Raw genomic sequence first — 18,836 nt, 5'->3', positions numbered from 1 at the left:
TTGCCGCGCGGATCCTGCATCTTGGGGTAGTCAATTTTTTGTACCTCTACCTTGCCGGCACCGAGATACACAACACCACGATTTTCAGACATAGCCATGCCTCGCTCTATTGTAATTGTCGTTGAACAAGTTTCACTCATCACAGTGCGTCACCTATAGCCGCGTGGACGGTGTTGCACGTGTTGCATGTAAAAAGAGTGCATAGATACCCGCACGATATAAATGCACTGGGCACTCAACGGGTGGAGTGACAAAGCCTTTCTATGATCCGGCGGGCCCTGTTGGCACCGACGTCAACATGAATATCAATCATCTGCCGTTCACCGAATCTACAAATGTTCTTGTATTGGGATTCGATAACAACTTTATCCTCATCAAATGTCATTATCGTTTGCTCAACTACTTTCGCTTTGACTTCTTCGTGATTGCTTTCCGGATTGGTGGCGATGGTCCAGAAGTAATGGCTAGTGGTTTCGGTTTCCGGGGTCACGCCGTGGAAGCCGCGCATGTGGAAGCCGCCCCGCTGCGGATTGTCCAGGGGCTCGGTTCCGGCATCTACAGCGCCGGTCCAAATACGCAGGTGGCTGATATGAAACTCAATTTCCTGCCACCGATCGACACTGCCTTTGAATGGATAGGCGGCGACATAGGTCGGAGGTGGGACGGAGTCAGGCATGTGTCGAACGACGCGAACCGAATGGTCGTCACTTTCTACCGTCATTTGCGCATTCATGTGAACGCTGGCGTTGCCGCCAATGGTGCGTAGGTGGACATAGCCCAAATGGCTCAGATCCATCAAGTTGTCGTGTATGAGCTGATAGGGCGCGTCGTAGTGATACACGTCACCATCAAAAAGATAATGCCCATTGGTGTGAACATCGTAGGCAGGAGGTTCATCGATAGGTGCTGGGTGTTCGGGGCTACCAAACCAGATCCAAACGATCTGATCTTTTTCAACCACGTGAAAGGCTGCCACTTTTGCTTTGCTAGGTATTTTTTCCTGGCCGGGGATCTCAATGCATTTACCGGCTTCATTGAACAAGAGACCGTGATAGCCGCAACGAAGGCCGCTGGCTTCAAGTGTTCCATCGGACAGCGGCAGTGCCCTGTGACAGCATCGGTCTTCGAGTGCCGCCACCTTGCCATCCGCAGTGCGGAACAACACGACTGATTTGTTCAGCAAGGTTCGGCCAACGGGACGATCCTTGAGCTCCCAGCCCAACGCAGCCACATACCATTGATTGAGCGGGAATGTGGAAGGCTTGGCGGGTGCAATATCCTGGGCGAGTGACTGAAGGGGAGAGGCAGTCATGGGTGTCTCCGTTGCAGTGAATGTTTTGGTTTGAGATCAGAGGTCAAGTACGAGTCGATGTGACTTTGCCCGGGAGCAGCACGGTGTGAAGCAATCATTCCTGGCGTGTTCATCGGCAGTCATGAATTGATCTCTGTGATCCGGGATACCCTCCAGCACGCGTGTCACGCATGTGCCACACACGCCTTGTTCGCAGGATGTTTGAACTTCAATTCCCGCGTCGTCCAACACCTCGAATACGCTGCGGTCGACTGGAATTTCAAAGGTTCTACCGCTCCTGGCGAGCACTACCTCGAAGGGCGTGTTTGAACCCTGGTCACTGATCTGGCCCGCAAAGAACTCTCGATGCATGCGCGCTTGAGGCCAGCCGGCAGCCTCGCCGGTTTCCAGAATGTGGTTCATGAAGCCGGTGGGGCCGCACACATACAGGTGGCAACCTTGATCGACCGTATCGAGAATGGCGGCGGCATTCAGTTTTTGCTGCTGCACGCCGCTGTCATCATGGAAAGTGATGCGGTCCGCGAACGGCGCATGAGCAAGTGCGTTGACGAATGCTGCACGGTCGCTGGAGCGGAAGCAGTAATGAAGCTCGAACTCCAGGCTGCGATGCGAAAGTTCATAAGCCATGGCCAGGATTGGGGTAATACCAATGCCTCCCGCAAACAGCAGGTGGCGCTTTGCGCTGTGGTCGAGCTGGAACAGATTGCGTGGCGCACTGATCGCCAGCGTTTGGCCTTGCTCTACAGCTGAGTGCATTGCCTCCGAGCCGCCGCGGGAGCTAGGCTCCTTCAGAACACTGATGAGATAGCGATTACGCTCTCGTGGGTCATTGCACAGCGAGTACTGGCGAATGAACCCGCCTGGTATATGAACGTCGATGTGGGCACCGGCTTCAAATGGTGGAAGTGATCCGCCATCCAAGGGGCTCAATTCAAAGCTGCAAACCCCTTCTGCTTCGATTGCCTTGCGGCTGACGTTGACTTCAAACATGACTCATCCCTCCACATTCAAGTGGCTAATGAAAATTCACAGGTAAAGGATCGACCGGGAGGAGGTCAGCCTGGCGCGAATGGCGGCAGCTCTGGCTTGCAGCCAGGCACGCGGGAAGTGACTAGGTGGCGAGTGTTCATGGCACTACCTGATAATTATTTTTGTGAGGTGCTGTGACGGCATATCATGCTGGGCTGGCCCCAGCTATCGGTTGAGTAAATCCTCGGATCAATTGGTTGCGGTGTCAACTAATTTTTTCCAAGGCCGATTGAAGGTGTGCTCTCGATGTCCACTGCCCCCAAGCTAGACCTCGCTCGCTATGTGCCCGCGCTGCTGAATTTTTTGTCGAACAAACTCTCCTCAGGTGCTTCGCAGTGCTATCGCAAACACTTCGGGATTGGCGTTGTGGAGTGGAGGATGCTGTCCATGCTGGCAGTGGAAAGCGGGATTACGGCGAATCGTATCTGCCAGGTGATCGGTCTCGACAAAAGCGCTGTTAGCCGCTCTCTACAGGCGCTGGAGGTGGCAGGGCGAGTTCGTACGGAAGTGGATCCTGCTGACGGAAGGCGCTACACCGTTTCGCTTACCGAGAGCGGTGTGCAGTTGTACAACCGGGTGTTGATGGTTGCGCTTGAGCGAGAGCGTCGCTTGCTGAGTGGCCTCTCGTCAGCCGAAGTCGATACCTTGATCAACTTGCTTGGACGCTTGAACACCCAGGTCTCCCACGTCAACGACTACGACCCAGAGAAACCCTGAGCGTGCTGACAATGCTCTTGATCCGCTCGGCGACCAAGCTGCTCCTGAAGTAACGCTACCAGCCAGCGGCGCACCCCTTCCGCTATCAACCTTCCAGGCAGCCTTCGCACCTTTGCGCGGGCATGCTTCCCCCTCGGACCATCGCTACCGAACGATTCAATACTTGACGCCAAGTATCGCGATTGCCGATAGGTCACATCCCAACAAGCGATTAGTCAGAGCCCTGCACTGAGGTCAACCTGTTCCCGTCTTCTGGTCTATCCCGCCAGCTGACTTCACCTCGGCAGGTCGATCGCAACGATCCCGTTCGCCTCGTCCGGCCGTGGTGCCAAAGAAAATTGCCAACAAAAACAATAAAAGAGGGTTCGTTCGATGGCTATTCGCTCCATCGCCGCAGCGCGGCGTGCGCCTTTCACTCTGACGCTCGCCACTGCCATGGTCTGCGGTCTTCCATGTGCCCAGGCGTTTGAAGTGCAGACCGACAACCCTGACCTCAGTCTGCGGTGGGACAACACGCTCAAGTACAGTTCTGCCTGGCGCCTGAAGGACCAAAGCAGCAAGCTCAGCAGCACCTCGGTGGCGTTGAACCAGGACGATGGCGACCGCAACTTCAACAAGGGCCTGATCTCCAACCGCCTGGATGTACTCTCTGAACTTGACATTGGCTACCGCGAATACGGCGCGCGGATCAGTGGCGCGGGCTGGTTCGATACCGAATACCAGAAAGACAACGACAACAATGACCCGACGCGGGCCAACCAGCGTTCGGTTGCTTACGACGAATTCACCGACGATACCCGCCACTTGCACGGCGGCGACGGCGAACTACTGGATGCCTTTGTCTACTGGAACGGTGACCTGGCCAACCGCGCGCTCTCGGTACGCCTGGGCCGCCACGGGCTGATCTGGGGTGAAAGCCTGTTCTTCGGCGCCAACGGTATCGCTGGCGGCATGGCACCGGTAGACGTGGTCAAGGCGGTGTCGGTACCCAACACTCAGTTCAAGGAAATAACCCGGCCGGTCAGCCAGCTGTCTACCACCTATCAACTGACGGATGCGTTGTCAGTCGGCGCTTACTACCAGTTCGAATGGGAAGAAACCCGTTTGCCGGGGGCTGGCAGCTATTTTTCGGTTAGCGACACCATTGGCGAAGGTAACGAGCGACTGATTGTCGGCGCACCGTTTCCGCCATTTTTGGGCGGCAACCCCGGCAGCCCGGCAGCCTTTTTCCACGGCAACGACAAAGAAGCCAAGAGCTCGGGGCAGGGCGGCCTGCAGTTGCGCTACACCGCCGACACCGTTGAGTACGGCCTCTACGCCATCCAGTACCACGACAAATCCCCCAAGCTGTACTTGAAGCCAAGCGCTACCGGACCGAACTTCGCCACTGGCCAGATCGGCGAATACTACTGGGTCTATCCCGAAGAGATCCGTGCACTGGGCGCAAGCTTTGCCACCACGCTGGATGAGTACAGCTTCGCCGGTGAAGCCTCCATGCGCTGGAATATGCCGCTGGTTTCCAATGGCCAGACCGTTACACCGGGCATGGTTGCCGACAATGACAACCATCCGCTTTATGCCGTGGGGCGCACGGCGCACCTGAACCTGAACATGCTGGCGTCGCTGGGCCCCTCGTTCATCGCCAACGAGGCAAGCCTGGTCGGCGAAATCGCCTGGAACCGCTTGCTCAGTGTCACCAAGAACCGTGCTGCGCTTGACCCGAGCGCTACCGACGACGGCGTTGGCATCAAGCTGGTGTACAGCCCGACATATCGGCAGATTTTCCCTGGCATCGACCTCAGTGTGCCAGTAGGCATCAGCTACTTCCCCATGGGTAAATCGGCGGTGATCAGCAGCTTCGGCCCGGACCGCGGTGGCGATTTCAACATCGGCCTGAGTGCCACCTACCTGGACCGCGTCACTTTCGGCCTGACCTACACCCACTACTACGGCCCAGAGGACACCAACCTCAACGCCGCCAGCCAGTTTACGTTCAAACAATCACTGAAAGACCGGGACTACCTGGCCTTCTCGGTCAAAACAACATTCTGAGGGGACGCGTGCATGAACATTCCTTTCTCACTCAAGCACTTTTGTGTGGCCCTGCTCGGCGCTGCCGCGCTCAGTTTGCAACCCGTGCAAGCCGCTGGCCCGGATGATCTGGGCAAGCAACTGACGCCGCTGGGCGCTGAGCGCGCCGGTAACGCCGACGGCAGCATTCCGGCCTGGGACGGCGGCTACACAAAGGTGGACCCCTCGTTCAAAGAGGGTGGCAAACGCGGCGATCCGTTTGCCGCTGACAAACCGCTGTTCAGCATCACTAGCAAGAACATGGACCAGTACGCGGCCAAGCTCAGCGATGGCACCAAAGCCATGTTCAAGCGTTACCCGGAAACCTATCGCATCGACGTTTATCCAACCCGGCGCAGCGCTGCAGCTCCGCAATGGGTGTACGACAACACCCTGAACAATGCCAAGCACGCCAAGCTGGTGCAAAGCAGTGCAGGCCTTGTGCCCGAAGGTGCCTACGGCGGTATTCCGTTCCCGATCCCGAAAGACGGCACAGAGGCGATGTGGAACCACATCCTCAACTGGCGCGGCACGTCACTGGCGATGGATTTCCGGCATTACCTGATGACTGCCGATGGCGCCCAAGTGCTCACCACTGACGGCAAAGCGGTGCAGGAGATGCCCTATTACTACAAGGATGGTAACGCCGCCAGCTTCGACGGTGACTATTGGCTGTTCCGCCTGCTCAACGTTGGCCCGCCATTGCGGGCAGGCGAGCAGATCATGGGTCGTACCAACCTAAATGGCGACAAGTCTCAGGCCCACGTCTACCTGACCGGCCAGCGACGAGTGCGCAAGCTGCCCAACGCCTGCTGCGACACCCCTACGCCGGCGACCGCAGGCGTGATGTCGTTCGATGAGCTGAGTGTGTTCCAAGGTCGGCTGGACCGCTTCAACTGGAAGTTGGTGGGCAAGCAAGAGATGTACATCCCCTACAACACCAACAAGGTCCAAGCTGCCGGCAAGCCTGAAGACTTGTTCGACAAACATCACCTGAACCCCGACCAAGTGCGCTGGGAGCTCCATCGTGTGTGGGTGGTAGACGCCGAACTTGCACCCGGCAAGCGTCACCAGTTGCCCGAAGGGCGGTACTACCTCGACGAGGACACATGGCAAGCCATGCTCGGTGACCGCTGGGACGCCAATGGTCAGTTGGCCAAGACCCTGTGGTCGCTGCCTGCGGTGATGCCAGACCTGCCGGCGGTGGCCCAGTTGTCTTCGGGCTTCTACGACCTGGTGTCCGGTGCCTGGTTCATCCAGAACGTTTACACCGGCAAAGCTCAGCAGTACGCCTCGGTCGAACGTTACAAACCTGCTGAATTCTCACCTGCCGCAATGGCCGGGCGGGGCGTGCGCTGACGATGTTCTGGGGAGGGTGCACAGCGCCTTCCCCTCCTGCGACAGAATCGAGGTAGATATGAACACACTGCGTCAGTTGAGTGGCCTGTTGTTGGCCCTCCTTGTGCCTTTTGCGCCTTATTGCCTGGCTCAAGGGCTGGTGGTCGGCGACGTACTACAGAGTCCGGCGGCCAAGGTTGCCAACCCTCAGCGCGGAGTTTTCACTGCCCTGGCCTTGGCGGGCCAGCGCCTGGTGGCGGTAGGTGAACGCGGTCTGATCCTGCTATCCGATGATAACGGCGAGCATTGGCGTCAAGCCGGCGTGCCGGTGTCGGTGGGGCTCACCGCAGTGCAGTTTGCCGATGCCAATGTCGGCTGGGCCGTGGGCCATGGCGGTGTGGTACTGGGGACTGGCGACGGTGGCGAAAGCTGGCGACTTCAGCTCGATGGCCTGCGTGCAGCGCAGCTGGAATTGCAGGCAGCACAAAGCGCGCTGTCGACCCAGGCGGATGACGAAGCGGCACAAGTACGCGTACAAACCGCCGAACGCCTGCTCGCTGAAGGGCCCGACAAACCGCTCCTGGCGCTGGCAGCCAGTGACACGAAGCATGTGCTGGTGGTCGGTGCCTACGGCCTGGCCATGCGCAGCGACGACGGCGGCGCTAGCTGGCATTCAGCGATGGGCCAGATCGATAACCCAATGGGCCTGCACCTGTATGCCGTGGCGTACCAAGGTAATGACTTGGTGCTGGCCGGCGAGCAGGGCTACTTAGCGCGAGCGCTGGACGGTGAACACTTCGAACAGATAAGCAGCCCCTACGCCGGCACGCTGTTCACCTTGGCAAGTCGCGGCGACGGTGCACTGCTCATTGGCGGGCTCAAAGGCCACGCGTTTGTCCTGTCGCCCGGTGCCGAGCGCGCCGAAGCGTTGCCGACACTGGCGCCGGTGTCCCTCAGTGATGCCAGTGTTCTAAACGATGGTCGCGTGCTGCTGGCCAATCAAGCGGGCGGATTGTTTGCAAGCGCTCCCTCGGGATTCACCCCGGTTTCCGAATCATTGCGCAAACCGGTCTCAGGCATCGTCCAGGCCGCCGATGGCAGCCTCGTTGCCGCGGGGTTCTCCGGGCTTTCGCGCCTGCCACAGCCCACCGTTTCCGCTTCGGAGTGAGTCAATGAATTCCGCTCGCCAAACCCTGTCATCCGCGTCCGATAGCTTCGACCCTCGCTCTGGATCGCTGATCGAACGCGCACTGTTCAATCACCGCCATTGGGTGCTGTTGCTGTGCCTGCTGACCACCGTGCTGCTCGGCTGGCAGTCGGGCCGTCTGGAGCTCAATGCCAGCTTCGAGAAGATGATCCCCACCGGGCACCCCTACATCGCCAACTACCTGGACAACCAGAAGGAGTTGTCCGGAATCGGCAATGCGGTGCGTATCGCCGTCACCAACCGCCACGGTGATATCTACGACGCCGATTACCTGCGTACCCTGCAGGCGCTGAGCGACCAGATCTACCTGTTGCCGGGTGTTGACCGCGCCTACATGAAGTCGCTGTGGACGCCTGCCACCCGTTGGGTTTCGGTGACCGAAGAGGGCCTGGACGGCGGCCCGGTGATTCCTGATGAGTACGATGGCAGCCCGTCATCGCTGGGCGAACTACGGCGCAACGTGCAGTTGTCCAACGAGATTGGTCAATTGGTAGCCTTCGACCAGCGCTCCAGCATCATCTACGTGCCGCTGATGGCGCGCACGCCCGATGGCAAGCCGTTGGACTACCGGGTGTTGTCCGATCAGTTGGAGACCCTGCGGGCTAAGTACCAGAGTGACAGCGTCGATATCCACATCACCGGTTTCGCCAAGAAAGTGGGTGACCTGATCGAAGGCCTGGAGCAGATCCTGCTGTTCTTCGCTGTTGCCATTCTGATCACCACGGTGGTGCTCTACGGCTACACGCGTTGTGTGCGCAGCACCGTGCTGGTGGTGTTCTGCTCGCTGGTGGCGGTGGTCTGGCAGCTTGGCCTGCTGCCCCTTCTGGGCTACGAACTGGACCCCTATTCGGTGCTGGTGCCGTTCCTGGTATTCGCCATCGGCATGAGCCACGGCGCGCAGAAAATGAACGGCATCATGCAGGACATCGGTCGCGGCATGCACCGCGTGGTGGCTGCGCGTTTCACCTTCCGCCGACTGTTCCTCGCAGGCCTCACTGCGTTGCTGTGCGACGCCGTGGGCTTTGCCGTTTTGATGCTTATCCAGATCCAGGTGATCCAGGACCTGGCGATCATCGCCAGCATCGGTGTGGCCGTGCTGATCTTCACCAACCTGATCCTGCTTCCGGTGCTGCTCTCCTATGTCGGCGTCAGTCCTCACGCTGCTGCGTTGAGCCTTAGAAGCGAGCGGGCCGAGGAGGGGGGCCAGGTGCGTCATGCATTCTGGCGCTTCCTTGACCTGTTCACCCGCAAGCCCTGGGCCGCCGTCTGCGTGGTTGTCAGCCTGGTGATGGCAGCGCTCGGCTTCCTGGTCAGCCTGAACCTGGCCATCGGCGATCTTGACGCCGGGGCGCCGGAGTTGCGCGCCGACTCGCGCTACAACCTGGACGATGCATTCATGACCCGCAGTTACGGGGCCAGCAGCGATCTTTTCGCGATCATGGTGCGTACACCAAACAGCGCCTGCGCACGCTACGACATCCTGCGCAAGGTCGATGAGCTGGACTGGCAACTGCGCAGCCTGCCGGGCGTGGACTCGACCAACTCGCTGGCGCTGCTCAACCGTCGGATGCTGGTAGGTCTCTCCGAAGGCAGCCCCAAGTGGTACGAACTGCAGAACAACCAGGCGATGCTCAACATGATCACCGCCAGCGCGCCGCGCGGCCTGTACAACGAGTCGTGCAACTTGCTCACGCTCTATGTCTACCTCTCCGACCACAAGGCCCAAACGCTGACCCGGCTGGTGGAGCACGTCGAAGCCTTCGCCGCTGCCAACGACACCGACGAAGTCAAATTCCAGTTGGCTGCCGGTAACGCCGGGATCGAGGCCGCTACCAACATCGTGGTCAAGGAAGCCAATCGCGAGATGCTGTTCTGGGTCTACGGCGCGGTGATCTTGCTGTGTCTGATCACCTTCCGCTCCTGGCGCGCCACCCTCTGTGCGGTGATTCCGCTGATGCTTACCTCCATCCTCTGCGAGGCGTTGATGGTCTGGTTGGGCATCGGCGTCAAGGTCGCCACCTTGCCGGTGATCGCCTTGGGCGTGGGCATTGGCGTCGACTACGCGCTGTATGTGATGAGCATCATGCTTGGCCACCTGCGCCAGGGCGCCAGCCTTTCCGAAGCCTATTACCGCGCGCTGGTCTCCACCGGCAAAGTGGTGATGCTCACCGGCGTGACCCTGGCCATCGGCGTCGGCACCTGGATCTTCTCGCCCATCAAGTTCCAGGCCGACATGGGCGTGCTATTGGCCTTCATGTTCGTCTGGAACATGGTCGGCGCACTACTGCTGTTGCCAGCGCTTGCCTATTTCCTGCTACCAGCGACCCGCCGCAGCGATGCAGTTGTCGCCGCCGAGCCCGTTGCCGATATGCAGCCCGCCAAGGCCGCCGCCACTGGTCGCCCGTTGTTGCTGGATACCGCCACCCGCTGACCTTCGCCCCAACAACAAGAGCACATGGGTATGACGCCACTGATCGAGACTTTGCAAACCCTCTGGCTCGCACTGCCACGCGGCCTACGGACGGCCATGGAGGCGCACTGCAATGAGTACTGAGCGCCAGGCGGGTTTGCCGCAATCGTTGTTGCTGCTGTTCGGCAGCTGTTTGCCGGTGCTGGGCGCGGTGCTGCTGGCACCGGTACTGCCGCGCATGCAGGCGCATTTTGCCGATACACCCGGCGCCGAAGTGCTGGTGCCCATCAGCCTGACTATTCCTGCATTGGTGATCGCGCTGCTGGCGCCGTTTGCCGGTGTCATCGCCGACCGCCTGGGGCGCAAGCCGCTGTTGCTGGCCTCGATGGTGCTTTACAGCCTCTGCGGGCTGCTGCCGCTGTGGCTAGAGTCGCTGCTGGGAATCGTCATCAGCCGCGCCGGCCTGGGCCTGGCGGAAGCCGGCATCATGACCTGCTGCACGACGCTGATGGGTGACTACTACCAGGGCGGGCGCCGCGAGCGCCTGTTCGCCCTGCAGATGGTCGCCACTTCGCTTTCGGCAGCAGTGTTCATCGCCTTGGGCGGCGCACTTGGGCAAAACGACTGGCGTCTGCCTTTCGTGCTCTACGGCGCAGGCCTGCTGCTCCTGCCGCTGATGGCAATGCTGCTCTGGGAGCCGAAGGTCGCTGAAGCCGCGGCGTTGTCTGGCAAGGCGGAAGACTTCCCGTGGCGCAGGCTTTTGCCGTTGTACCTGCTCACCGTACTGGCGGGTATCAGCTTATTCATCGTACCGGTGCAAGCCGGCTTCCTGCTCACCCTGCTGCACGTCGATTCGCCCCAGCAGATCGGCATGACCATGGGCGCCAACCAGCTCGGCGTGCTGGCCGGTGCACTGAGCTTCCGCCTGCTCAACGGCCAGCGCCGGCAACACCTGCTGTTGCTGGCTTTCGCCACAGCCGGGGTCGGTGGGTTGCTGATGGCCACCACCGACAACCCAGCGCTGGTGGTGGTTGCGGTGCTGATCAATGGCCTGGGCATCGGATTGATGCTGCCGACCCTGATCACCGGGGTGATGAGGCAGGTCGATTTCACGCAGCGCGGCCGCGCCACCGGAGGCTTCACCGCGGCCTTATTCGCCGGCGAGTTCATCAGCCCTCTGGTGGTGCTGGGCCTCAATGGCGGCGTGGTCGCCCAATTGCCTGGCGCCCTGACCGTTGTGGCTGTCGCCCAGGTGCTGCTGGCGCTCGCCTGCGTGGTGCTGGCGAAGTGTTTCCGTTCGCGCGGCACTGGCGCTACCACCACGCCTGATCACATCTAGAGGTAGCCATGCCCCAATCCCTGGAAAACGCCGCTCTCGACCGACTGTTCCTGCGCGCGCGCTCGCACAACCACTGGCTCGACCGCGAGGTGCCGGATGCACTGCTGCAGCAGCTGTACCAGGCCGTGCGCCAAGGCCCGACCAGCAATAACTGCTGCCCGGCGCGCTTTGTCTTCGTGCGTAGCCCGCAGGCCAAGCGCAAGTTGCTGCCAGCCCTCAAGGGCCACAACGGCGAAAAAATGCTGCAGGCCCCGGTGACCGCCATCGTTGCTTGGGACAGTCGCTTCTTCGAGCTGCTGCCCGAGCTGTTTCCGATCTACGACGCCGGTGCCGTCTACCGCGACAACCCGCAGGCGGCCTTCGTCGCCGCGCTGCGCAACAGCAGCCTGCAAGGCGCCTACCTGATCCTCGCGGCCCGCGCCCTGGGGCTGGATTGCGGACCCATGTCGGGCTTCGACAACGCCGAGGTAGATGCCGCGTTCTTCCCCGATGGGCGCTGGCGCAGCAACTTTCTCTGCAGCCTGGGCTACGGCGACGATTCGGGTCTGCGCCCGTCCGGGCCGCGCCTGTCCTTCGAGCAAGGCTGCCGCATTCTCTAAGCAGCCGGTTTTATCAGCGCACAGAACACGATCGTCGACGATGGCCCCTCGTGACGGCAATTGATTGAAAGGAGTTTTCATGCGAGCACTTCCCCCATTCCAGCGCGTGGTCACCGGCCACGACAACGAGGGCCGCGCCGTGGTCACCCTGGCAGGCCCTACGCCCAACAACTTCCCGCTCAAGGCGGTGCCCGGCACCCTGTTCTATGAGGTCTGGAACAGCAGCGTCAGCCCGGCGCGATTGGACAATGGCGCCGACCCAACCGACAAGCCCCTGCAGCTTTCCCCCGGCGCCCAGGGCAGCGTGATCCGTGTGGTGGATATTCCGCCGGACAGCGTGCAGAACCAGGTCAGCGCCGAGGATGCCGCTGCGGCCTTCGCCGAGATCGGCCAAGCCCATGCAGGCACTGGCAAGGCGGACTCCAGGCACAAGCTCATGCACCGCACCGAAACCCTCGACTACGGCCTCGTCACCGAGGGTGAGGTGTGGCTGGTGCTCGACGGCGAGGAAGTCCACCTCAAGCGCGGCGATATCGTGGTCCAGCGCGGCACCAACCATGCCTGGAGCAACCGCACCGAGAACATGGCGCGGATGGTCTTCATCCTGCTTGACGGCCGCTACGCCCCCGAACTCAAGGAGATGCTGCAATGAAGCTTGCCACACTCGACGACGGCAGCCGCGACGGCCGCCTGCTACTGGTTTCCTGTGACTTGAGGCGTGCGGTGGACGCCGCCGATATCGCCCCCACGTTGCAAGCGGCCGTGGATCACTGGCCGAACGTGGAGGCCGACTTGCGCGGCCGCTACGATGCCCTTAACAACGGTGAACTCGCCGGCGCCTTCGACTTCGACCCCAACCGCGTGATGGCGCCGCTGCCGCGTGCCTGGCAATGGCTGGACGGTTCTTGCTTCCTCAGCCACGGCGAGCTGATGCAGCGAGCGTTCAACCTTGCGCCCATCGAAGGCGTAGAGTCCACTCCGCTGATGTACCAGGGCGCTGGCGACGACTTCCTTGGCCCGCGGCAGGACATTGCACTGCCCAGCGAGGCCCACGGCATCGACTTCGAAGGCGAGTTCGCTGTGCTGGTGGACGAGGTGCCCATGGGCTGCACGGCCGAGCAGGCACTGGCGCATATTCGCCTGGTACTGCAGGTCAACGACGTCAGCCTGCGGGCGTTGGCGCCACGGGAAATGAAGACCGGCTTCGGCTTCGTCCAGGCCAAATCCTCCTCCAGCTTCGCCCCGGTGGCCGTTACCCCAGACGAGTTGGGAGATGCCTGGCGCGACGGTCGCGTGCACCTGCCACTGAACGTGGAGTGGAATGGCCAGTGGTTTGGCCACCCGCATGGCGGCGCCATGCACTTCGGCTTCCACCAGTTGATCGCCCATGCCGCGCTGACCCGTCGCCTTGGCGCCGGTAGCGTGATTGGCTCCGGCACCGTTTCCAATGCCGACCGCAGCGTGGGATCGGCGTGTATTTCCGAGCGCCGCGCCATTGAAATGATCGAACAGGGTGCGCCGCGCACCGGCTTCCTCCAATTCGGTCACCGCATTCGCATGGAGGCGTGCAACACGGATGGTTCGCCGTTGTTCGGTGCCATCGACCAGCAGGTAGTCCAGGCAGCCCCGCCATGCGCGTGATGATTACCGGAGCTGCCGGTTTCCTTGGACGCTTGCTGGTGCAACGACTGCTGGACAAGGGCCAGCTGCGCGGCCAGCCGCTGGAAGCGCTGGTGTTACTGGATCAGCAACTGGAGGGTTTTCCTTCCGACCCGCGCCTGCGCTTGCTCGCAGGCAGCATCGCAGAACCGACCCTGTTACGCCGCGCCCTGGCCGATGGCGTGGATGTCGTGTTCCATCTGGTGAGCGTCCCCGGCGGCGCAGCCGAGGAGCACTATGCATTGGGCCGGCAGGTGAACCTGCTGGCGACCCTGGAACTGCTTGATCAGTTGCGCAACGCTGCGCGGCCACCGGTGCTGGTCTACGCAAGCAGCGTGGCCGTGTACGGCGCGCAACTACCGGCACGCATGGACGAGCAGTGGATACCGCGTCCGGCGCTGTCTTATGGCGCGCACAAGGTCATGGTGGAAACCCAGCTCAATGACCTCGCCCGCCGTGGCGAGGTAGATGGCCGCGCGTTGCGGCTACCCGGCATCGTCGCACGGCCCGGCGAGCCGAATGGCTTGCGTTCGGCCTTCATGAGCGACCTGATGCACGCCCTTGCCGCTGGAGAAAAATATTGCTGCCCGGTATCGCCGCAGGCCACCGCCTGGTGGATGTCGGCGCGTTGCTGCGTCGACAACCTGCTGCATGCCGCCGAACTGCAAAACCCCGGCCCTCAGCGGGTGTGGCAGTTGCCTGTGCTGCACCTGGCCATGGACCAAGTGGTCGAAGCCCTGGCCGAGGCCTTCGGCGACGACCGTCGCGCCTTGATGAGTTACCAGCCGCACGCGGACCTGGAGGCGTTGTTCGGCCGCTATCCGCCTTTGCGTACCTCGCAATCGCGGGCCCTGGGATTTCATCACGATGGTTCTGCCCAAGCCCTGGTGCGTAACGCCCTTAACCTGAGCCAACGCCCGCGCCATGCGCGCGCGTCACTGCAAACCCTTTGAGACCTGCTGCCATGACCCTTGCCCGTAAACGCCGCCTCGTCGACCTCTCGGTAACGCTGGACAACAACCCCTACACCGACCCGCCGCCGCTGCTGCCCAAGATCGACTACATGGACCACCAGCAGGGTTGGCCAGAAATGGCCGCGATGTTCCCTGGCCTGTCCCTGGACCAGATGCCGGGGCACGAGTCGTGGGCGGCGGAGCGCCTGTCGATCACCACCCACAGCGGCACTCACATGGATGCGCCCTGGCACTACGCATCCACCACCGACGGCGGCAAGCCGGCGTTCGGTATCGATGAACTGCCGCTGGAGTGGTGCCTGCAAGCGGGAGTAAAGCTGGACTTTCGCCACCTGCCCGATGGCCATGTGGTGACTGGCGCGGAGGTGGACGCTGAGCTTTCGCGTATCGGTCACGAGCTGCAGCCGCTGGACATCGTGCTGGTGAACACTCGTGCCGGCAGCCTGTTCGGCGAGCCGGGGTATCTGGAAGCAGGCGTCGGCATGGGCCGTGAAGCCACCCTCTACCTGCTGGAGCGCGGCGTGCGAGTCGTGGGTACCGACGCCTGGAGCTGGGACGCGCCATTCAAGTACACCCGCGAACGTTTCGCCGAGAGTGGCGATGCGTCAATCATCTGGGAAGGCCACAAGGCCGGGCGCGATATCGGCTACGGCCAGATGGAGAAGTTGGCCAACCTTGACAGCCTGCCGGCCAGCGGCTTTTTGGTGTCCTGCTTCCCTTACAAGATCAAGCACGCCTCGGCCGGCTTCGTCCGCGCCGTGGCCATCTTCGAAGAATAAGAACAGGAGCAACCCCAATGCGATTGCGCATACTGTTGGCGGCCTTGGCGTGCCTTGCGCCAGTGCTCGCCGGTGCGGCCGAGCGCCCCAATATACTGCTGATCGTGGCCGATGACCTGGGCTACTCCGACCTCGGCGCCTTCGGTGGTGAGATCGCCACACCGAGCCTTGATCACCTGGCTGCCAGTGGTCTGCAACTGACCAACATGTACGCCGCGCCGACCTGTTCGCCGACCCGGTCCATGCTGATGTCCGGCACCGACAATCACCTGGCCGGGCTGGGAACCATGGCCGAAGGGATGCAACCGTTCCAGCGAGGCAAGCCAGGCTATGAGGGCTACCTCAACCAACAGGCGCACTCCATCGCCGGCCTGTTGCGCGATGGTGGTTACCGTACCGCCATGGTCGGCAAGTGGCACTTGGGCCTGGCCCCGGAGCAGGGCCCGGACCGTCGTGGCTTCGAGCAGTCTTTCACCCTGCTCGAAGGGGGTGGGGTGCACTTCAAGCCCGCCCCTGGCTCGACCGCGAAGATCGAACAACTCTCTTACCGCGAGAATGGCAAGCCAGTGGAGCTGCCGGATGACTTCTATTCCACGGACTTCTATACCGACAAGTTGCTGGCGTACCTGAAGACGGGGCAGGGCAGTGGCAAACCCTTCTTCGCGTATGCGGCTTACACCTCGCCACACTGGCCGTTGCAGGCACCGCAGGCTTACCTGGATAAATACCGCGGTCGCTACGACGGCGGCTACGACGCGGTTCGCCAAGCGCGAATCGAGCGGATGAAAGAGAAAGGCCTGCTGCCTGCCGACTTCCAGAGCGCCGCGCCGCTCCCGGTCACCCCGCAGTTGCCTGGCTGGGACCAACTGGACCCCCAGCGCAAGCGCATCGAGGCGCGCAAGATGGAGATCTACGCCGCGATGGTGGACAACCTCGACCACAACGTCGGTCGCCTGCTGGATTACCTGCAGACCAGCGGCCAGATGGACAACACCTTGATCGTTTTCATGTCCGACAACGGCCCCGCTGGCGAACGCCACGAGCAGTACTACCCCGCTGGGCCGAATACCGACAACCGCCTGGAGAATCTTGGCCGACGCGGGTCGCAGATCGACTACGGGCTGCGCTGGGCAGAGGTGAGCGCGGCGCCACTGCGGCTGTTCAAGGGCAGCACCGCCGAAGGCGGTATCAGCGTGCCGGCCATCGTACAATTGCCGGCCAGCCTGCGTCGCCAGGGGCTGGAGCGTGGCGTGGCACGGGTGGATGACCTAGCGCCGACCTTCCTCGCCCTGGCGGGTCTGCCGGACCCGGGTGACCAGTACCAAGGCCAGCCCAAGCATCCCATCACCGGCCGCTCCATGTTGCCGATGCTCGAAGGCAAAGGCCGGGCTGAGCCGGTAATGGCCGGTGAGCTGTTTGGCAGTCGCTATTACCGCGAAGGTAACCTGAAACTCCTTGGCCTAGTGCCCTGGAGCATGCCGGGCCAGCCCCAGCCACCGTTGCGTTGGCAGTTGTTCGACCTGTCGCACGATCGCGGCGAGCAGCACGACCTCGCCGCCAGCCAGCCGGAAACGACGCAACGCTTGCAGCAGGCCTGGCAGGACTACGCCCGCCGGGTCGGTGTGGTCGCACCGCCTCTGGCCAAGGCCCCATGAGGCGCCAGCTCATCGCCTTCGGTTGCTTGAGTGTGCTGGCCCTGGCGGCGGTCGCTGCGCGGCCGCCCACCAGCCTGCCCTTGGGCAATGTCGCCGGCTGCGAGGCCTACGGTGGCTTGCCGGCGGGTTGGGGCAACGACCCGCTGGCCGGGATGGTCAGCATCAGAGGCGGGCGCTTCACCCCCGGCACTGATGGGGGGTACTCGGATGAGCGACCGTTCGCCGCAGTGCACGTCGGCGACTTCTGGATCGATCGCACCGAAGTTACCCGCGCGCAGTTCGGCGCCTTTGTCGAGGCTACCCATTACATCACCGAGGCTGAGCGCTCCGGTGGCGCCGCGTTGTTCCACGTACCGCTGGGCACGGCCAGCGACGGGTCGGCGTTGCCTTGGTGGCGTTACGTAAAGGGTGCTGACTGGCGCCACCCATCGGGCCCGGACGGGCCGTTGGCCAACCCGGACCAGTACCCTGTGACCTTGGTCACCTTGACCGATGCCCAGGCCTACGCGCAGTGGCGCGGCAACGACCTTCCCAGCGAGGCCGAGTGGGAATATGCAGCGCGCGGCGTTGACCCCTCGCAACGTCTCGGCGAGGAACCACGCGACAGCCACGGCCGGCCCTCAGCAAATTACTGGCAGGGTGTGTTCCCGATACAGGACGCAGCTGAGGACGGTTTCGCTGGCGTTGCCCCGGTGGGTTGCTTTGCCGCCAACGCCTCTGGGCTGTTCGACATGATCGGCAACGTCTGGGAATGGACGGCAGATGCCCAGTGGGGGCCGCTGATTAGCCACGCCAATGGCGATCCGAGCCAATTGCGTAGCGCGCTAGCACCGTCGCGTCCCCAGGTCATCAAGGGTGGCTCCTACCTTTGCGCCGCGTCCTATTGCGCCCGCTATCGCACAGCGGCACGTGAGCGCCAGGATGCGGACCTGGCGACCTCTCATGTGGGCTTTCGCACCATTCGCCGAATCCCGCCAACAACCTTGACCCACTCGGAGTGAATCCATGCGCTTGCTTCCTATGCTGTGGGGCGCGTGCGCGCTCCTGATCGTTTCCACTACTGTAATGGCTGATGAAGAGCACGATGCCCGGCGCCTGCTGCAGCAGGCGGTCGACTACTATCGGTCGCAAGGCGATGCCGCCTTCGCCGCTTTCAGCCGCCAGGGGGAGTTCATCGATGGCGAGCACTATGTATTTGTGGTCGACACCCACGGCACCATGCTTGCTAGCGGTGGTACCTCGGCTGTGCTGATTGGGCGGGATGGCAGCGCTGCCCTAGAGCCGGAGCTTCGCGAGGGCTTTCACCAGGCCCTGAATGGCGCAGAAGGGGAGGTGCGGGTCGCCGAGTACCGCTGGATGAACGCACGCGATGGCCTGGCGGAGCGCAAGAGGGTGTTTTTCCAGCGCGTGGGTGACCGGGTCATCGCCGTTGGTCTCTATTTGCCCCGGGCTACACCGCAGCAGGCTGAACAGTTGCCGGATCGTACCGTCGCGGCACTGGAGCAAACTCGGGAGCCAAGTCTCGCTGCCATCAATGCGCTGTCGCCAAGCTTTCGTGACGACGACCTTTATGTCTTTGTCATCAACCTCGATACCGAGCGCTATGTCGCTCACGGCTACAACTTGCGCCTGCTGGGCGTAAAATTCACCCAAGTGCGAGACCCGGACGGCAAGCCGGTGGGTGAGCCAATCCTGGCGCTTATGAAGAATCGTAAGGAGGGCGGATACGATTACCGGTGGAAAAACCC

The 18,836-nt window shown here is 61.9% G+C and carries 17 protein-coding genes; 14 read left to right on the top strand and 3 right to left on the bottom strand.

What is annotated here, in order from left to right; all coding sequences use genetic code 11:
• The 3 genes from NP534_RS18050 to NP534_RS18040 form a co-directional block, all read right to left on the bottom strand.
• Positions 1–92: hypothetical protein (locus NP534_RS18050; RefSeq protein WP_274099603.1), on the bottom strand; the 92-nt coding region annotated here is incomplete at its 3' end.
• Positions 93–235: 143 nt separating this feature from the next.
• Complete coding sequence (locus tag NP534_RS18045) at positions 236–1,312, bottom strand: aromatic ring-hydroxylating dioxygenase subunit alpha (protein WP_047583717.1); 1,077 nt, start codon at positions 1,310–1,312, stop codon at positions 236–238.
• 36 nt (positions 1,313–1,348) lie between these two features.
• Positions 1,349–2,302, bottom strand: a complete 954-nt coding sequence (locus tag NP534_RS18040; protein WP_047583718.1) for a PDR/VanB family oxidoreductase — start codon at positions 2,300–2,302, stop codon at positions 1,349–1,351.
• 285 nt (positions 2,303–2,587) lie between these two features.
• Here NP534_RS18040 and NP534_RS18035 point away from each other — a divergent pair, with 285 nt between their 5' ends.
• The 14 genes from NP534_RS18035 to NP534_RS17970 form a co-directional block, all read left to right on the top strand.
• Positions 2,588–3,058 (top strand): MarR family winged helix-turn-helix transcriptional regulator, encoded by a 471-nt coding sequence (locus NP534_RS18035; RefSeq protein ID WP_033697831.1) that lies wholly within the window; start codon positions 2,588–2,590, stop codon positions 3,056–3,058.
• Positions 3,059–3,430: 372 nt separating this feature from the next.
• Positions 3,431–5,110, top strand: coding sequence for a DUF1302 domain-containing protein (locus tag NP534_RS18030; protein WP_033697832.1), 1,680 nt, complete (start codon positions 3,431–3,433; stop codon positions 5,108–5,110).
• Between the two features lie 12 nt (positions 5,111–5,122).
• On the top strand, positions 5,123–6,487 hold the full coding sequence (locus NP534_RS18025) for a DUF1329 domain-containing protein (RefSeq protein WP_274099602.1): 1,365 nt from the start codon (positions 5,123–5,125) through the stop codon (positions 6,485–6,487).
• A gap of 58 nt (positions 6,488–6,545) precedes the next feature.
• Positions 6,546–7,634, top strand: a complete 1,089-nt coding sequence (locus NP534_RS18020) for a WD40/YVTN/BNR-like repeat-containing protein (RefSeq protein WP_274099601.1) — start codon at positions 6,546–6,548, stop codon at positions 7,632–7,634.
• A gap of 4 nt (positions 7,635–7,638) precedes the next feature.
• Positions 7,639–10,104, top strand: a complete 2,466-nt coding sequence (locus NP534_RS18015; protein ID WP_033697836.1) for an efflux RND transporter permease subunit — start codon at positions 7,639–7,641, stop codon at positions 10,102–10,104.
• A gap of 112 nt (positions 10,105–10,216) precedes the next feature.
• The gene (locus NP534_RS18010) at positions 10,217–11,422 is read left to right on the top strand and encodes an MFS transporter (RefSeq protein WP_274099600.1); all 1,206 of its coding nucleotides are present in this window, start codon (positions 10,217–10,219) and stop codon (positions 11,420–11,422) included.
• Between the two features lie 8 nt (positions 11,423–11,430).
• A complete protein-coding gene (locus NP534_RS18005) occupies positions 11,431–12,021 on the top strand; it encodes a malonic semialdehyde reductase (RefSeq protein ID WP_033697838.1) in 591 nt (196 codons plus the stop codon).
• 79 nt (positions 12,022–12,100) lie between these two features.
• The gene (locus NP534_RS18000; protein ID WP_033697839.1) at positions 12,101–12,673 is read left to right on the top strand and encodes a cupin domain-containing protein; all 573 of its coding nucleotides are present in this window, start codon (positions 12,101–12,103) and stop codon (positions 12,671–12,673) included.
• A complete protein-coding gene (locus tag NP534_RS17995; protein WP_033697840.1) occupies positions 12,670–13,662 on the top strand; it encodes a fumarylacetoacetate hydrolase family protein in 993 nt (330 codons plus the stop codon). Before NP534_RS18000 ends, NP534_RS17995 begins: the two co-directional genes overlap by 4 nt.
• The gene (locus NP534_RS17990; RefSeq protein ID WP_274099599.1) at positions 13,653–14,633 is read left to right on the top strand and encodes an NAD-dependent epimerase/dehydratase family protein; all 981 of its coding nucleotides are present in this window, start codon (positions 13,653–13,655) and stop codon (positions 14,631–14,633) included. Before NP534_RS17995 ends, NP534_RS17990 begins: the two co-directional genes overlap by 10 nt.
• Positions 14,634–14,644: 11 nt before the next feature.
• Entirely contained in the window at positions 14,645–15,433 is a 789-nt protein-coding gene (locus tag NP534_RS17985) for a cyclase family protein (RefSeq protein WP_033697842.1), read from the top strand.
• 17 nt (positions 15,434–15,450) lie between these two features.
• Positions 15,451–17,088, top strand: coding sequence for an arylsulfatase (locus tag NP534_RS17980; protein WP_033697844.1), 1,638 nt, complete (start codon positions 15,451–15,453; stop codon positions 17,086–17,088).
• Positions 17,085–18,089: a formylglycine-generating enzyme family protein gene (locus NP534_RS17975; protein WP_274099598.1), complete on the top strand. Its 1,005-nt coding sequence runs from the start codon at positions 17,085–17,087 to the stop codon at positions 18,087–18,089. Before NP534_RS17980 ends, NP534_RS17975 begins: the two co-directional genes overlap by 4 nt.
• Positions 18,090–18,093: 4 nt before the next feature.
• On the top strand, positions 18,094–18,836 hold a 743-nt coding region (locus NP534_RS17970), incomplete at its 3' end, for a cache domain-containing protein (RefSeq protein ID WP_274099597.1).

Origin of the sequence: Pseudomonas sp. 39004 (genome assembly GCF_028682155.1) — a bacterium.
Taxonomy (GTDB): domain Bacteria; phylum Pseudomonadota; class Gammaproteobacteria; order Pseudomonadales; family Pseudomonadaceae; genus Aquipseudomonas; species Aquipseudomonas capeferrum.
The sequence above is the reverse complement of the archived record's forward strand: the minus strand, read 5'-3'. Positions and strand labels throughout refer to the sequence as shown.

Coding starts and splice junctions, on each gene's coding strand:
- NP534_RS18045 (WP_047583717.1), bottom strand. CDS start 1,312: ATGACTGCCTCTCCCCTTCAGTCACTCGCCCAGGATATTGCACCCGCC.
- NP534_RS18040 (WP_047583718.1), bottom strand. CDS start 2,302: ATGTTTGAAGTCAACGTCAGCCGCAAGGCAATCGAAGCAGAAGGGGTT.
- NP534_RS18035 (WP_033697831.1), top strand. CDS start 2,588: ATGTCCACTGCCCCCAAGCTAGACCTCGCTCGCTATGTGCCCGCGCTG.
- NP534_RS18030 (WP_033697832.1), top strand. CDS start 3,431: ATGGCTATTCGCTCCATCGCCGCAGCGCGGCGTGCGCCTTTCACTCTG.
- NP534_RS18025 (WP_274099602.1), top strand. CDS start 5,123: ATGAACATTCCTTTCTCACTCAAGCACTTTTGTGTGGCCCTGCTCGGC.
- NP534_RS18020 (WP_274099601.1), top strand. CDS start 6,546: ATGAACACACTGCGTCAGTTGAGTGGCCTGTTGTTGGCCCTCCTTGTG.
- NP534_RS18015 (WP_033697836.1), top strand. CDS start 7,639: ATGAATTCCGCTCGCCAAACCCTGTCATCCGCGTCCGATAGCTTCGAC.
- NP534_RS18010 (WP_274099600.1), top strand. CDS start 10,217: ATGAGTACTGAGCGCCAGGCGGGTTTGCCGCAATCGTTGTTGCTGCTG.
- NP534_RS18005 (WP_033697838.1), top strand. CDS start 11,431: ATGCCCCAATCCCTGGAAAACGCCGCTCTCGACCGACTGTTCCTGCGC.
- NP534_RS18000 (WP_033697839.1), top strand. CDS start 12,101: ATGCGAGCACTTCCCCCATTCCAGCGCGTGGTCACCGGCCACGACAAC.
- NP534_RS17995 (WP_033697840.1), top strand. CDS start 12,670: ATGAAGCTTGCCACACTCGACGACGGCAGCCGCGACGGCCGCCTGCTA.
- NP534_RS17990 (WP_274099599.1), top strand. CDS start 13,653: ATGCGCGTGATGATTACCGGAGCTGCCGGTTTCCTTGGACGCTTGCTG.
- NP534_RS17985 (WP_033697842.1), top strand. CDS start 14,645: ATGACCCTTGCCCGTAAACGCCGCCTCGTCGACCTCTCGGTAACGCTG.
- NP534_RS17980 (WP_033697844.1), top strand. CDS start 15,451: ATGCGATTGCGCATACTGTTGGCGGCCTTGGCGTGCCTTGCGCCAGTG.
- NP534_RS17975 (WP_274099598.1), top strand. CDS start 17,085: ATGAGGCGCCAGCTCATCGCCTTCGGTTGCTTGAGTGTGCTGGCCCTG.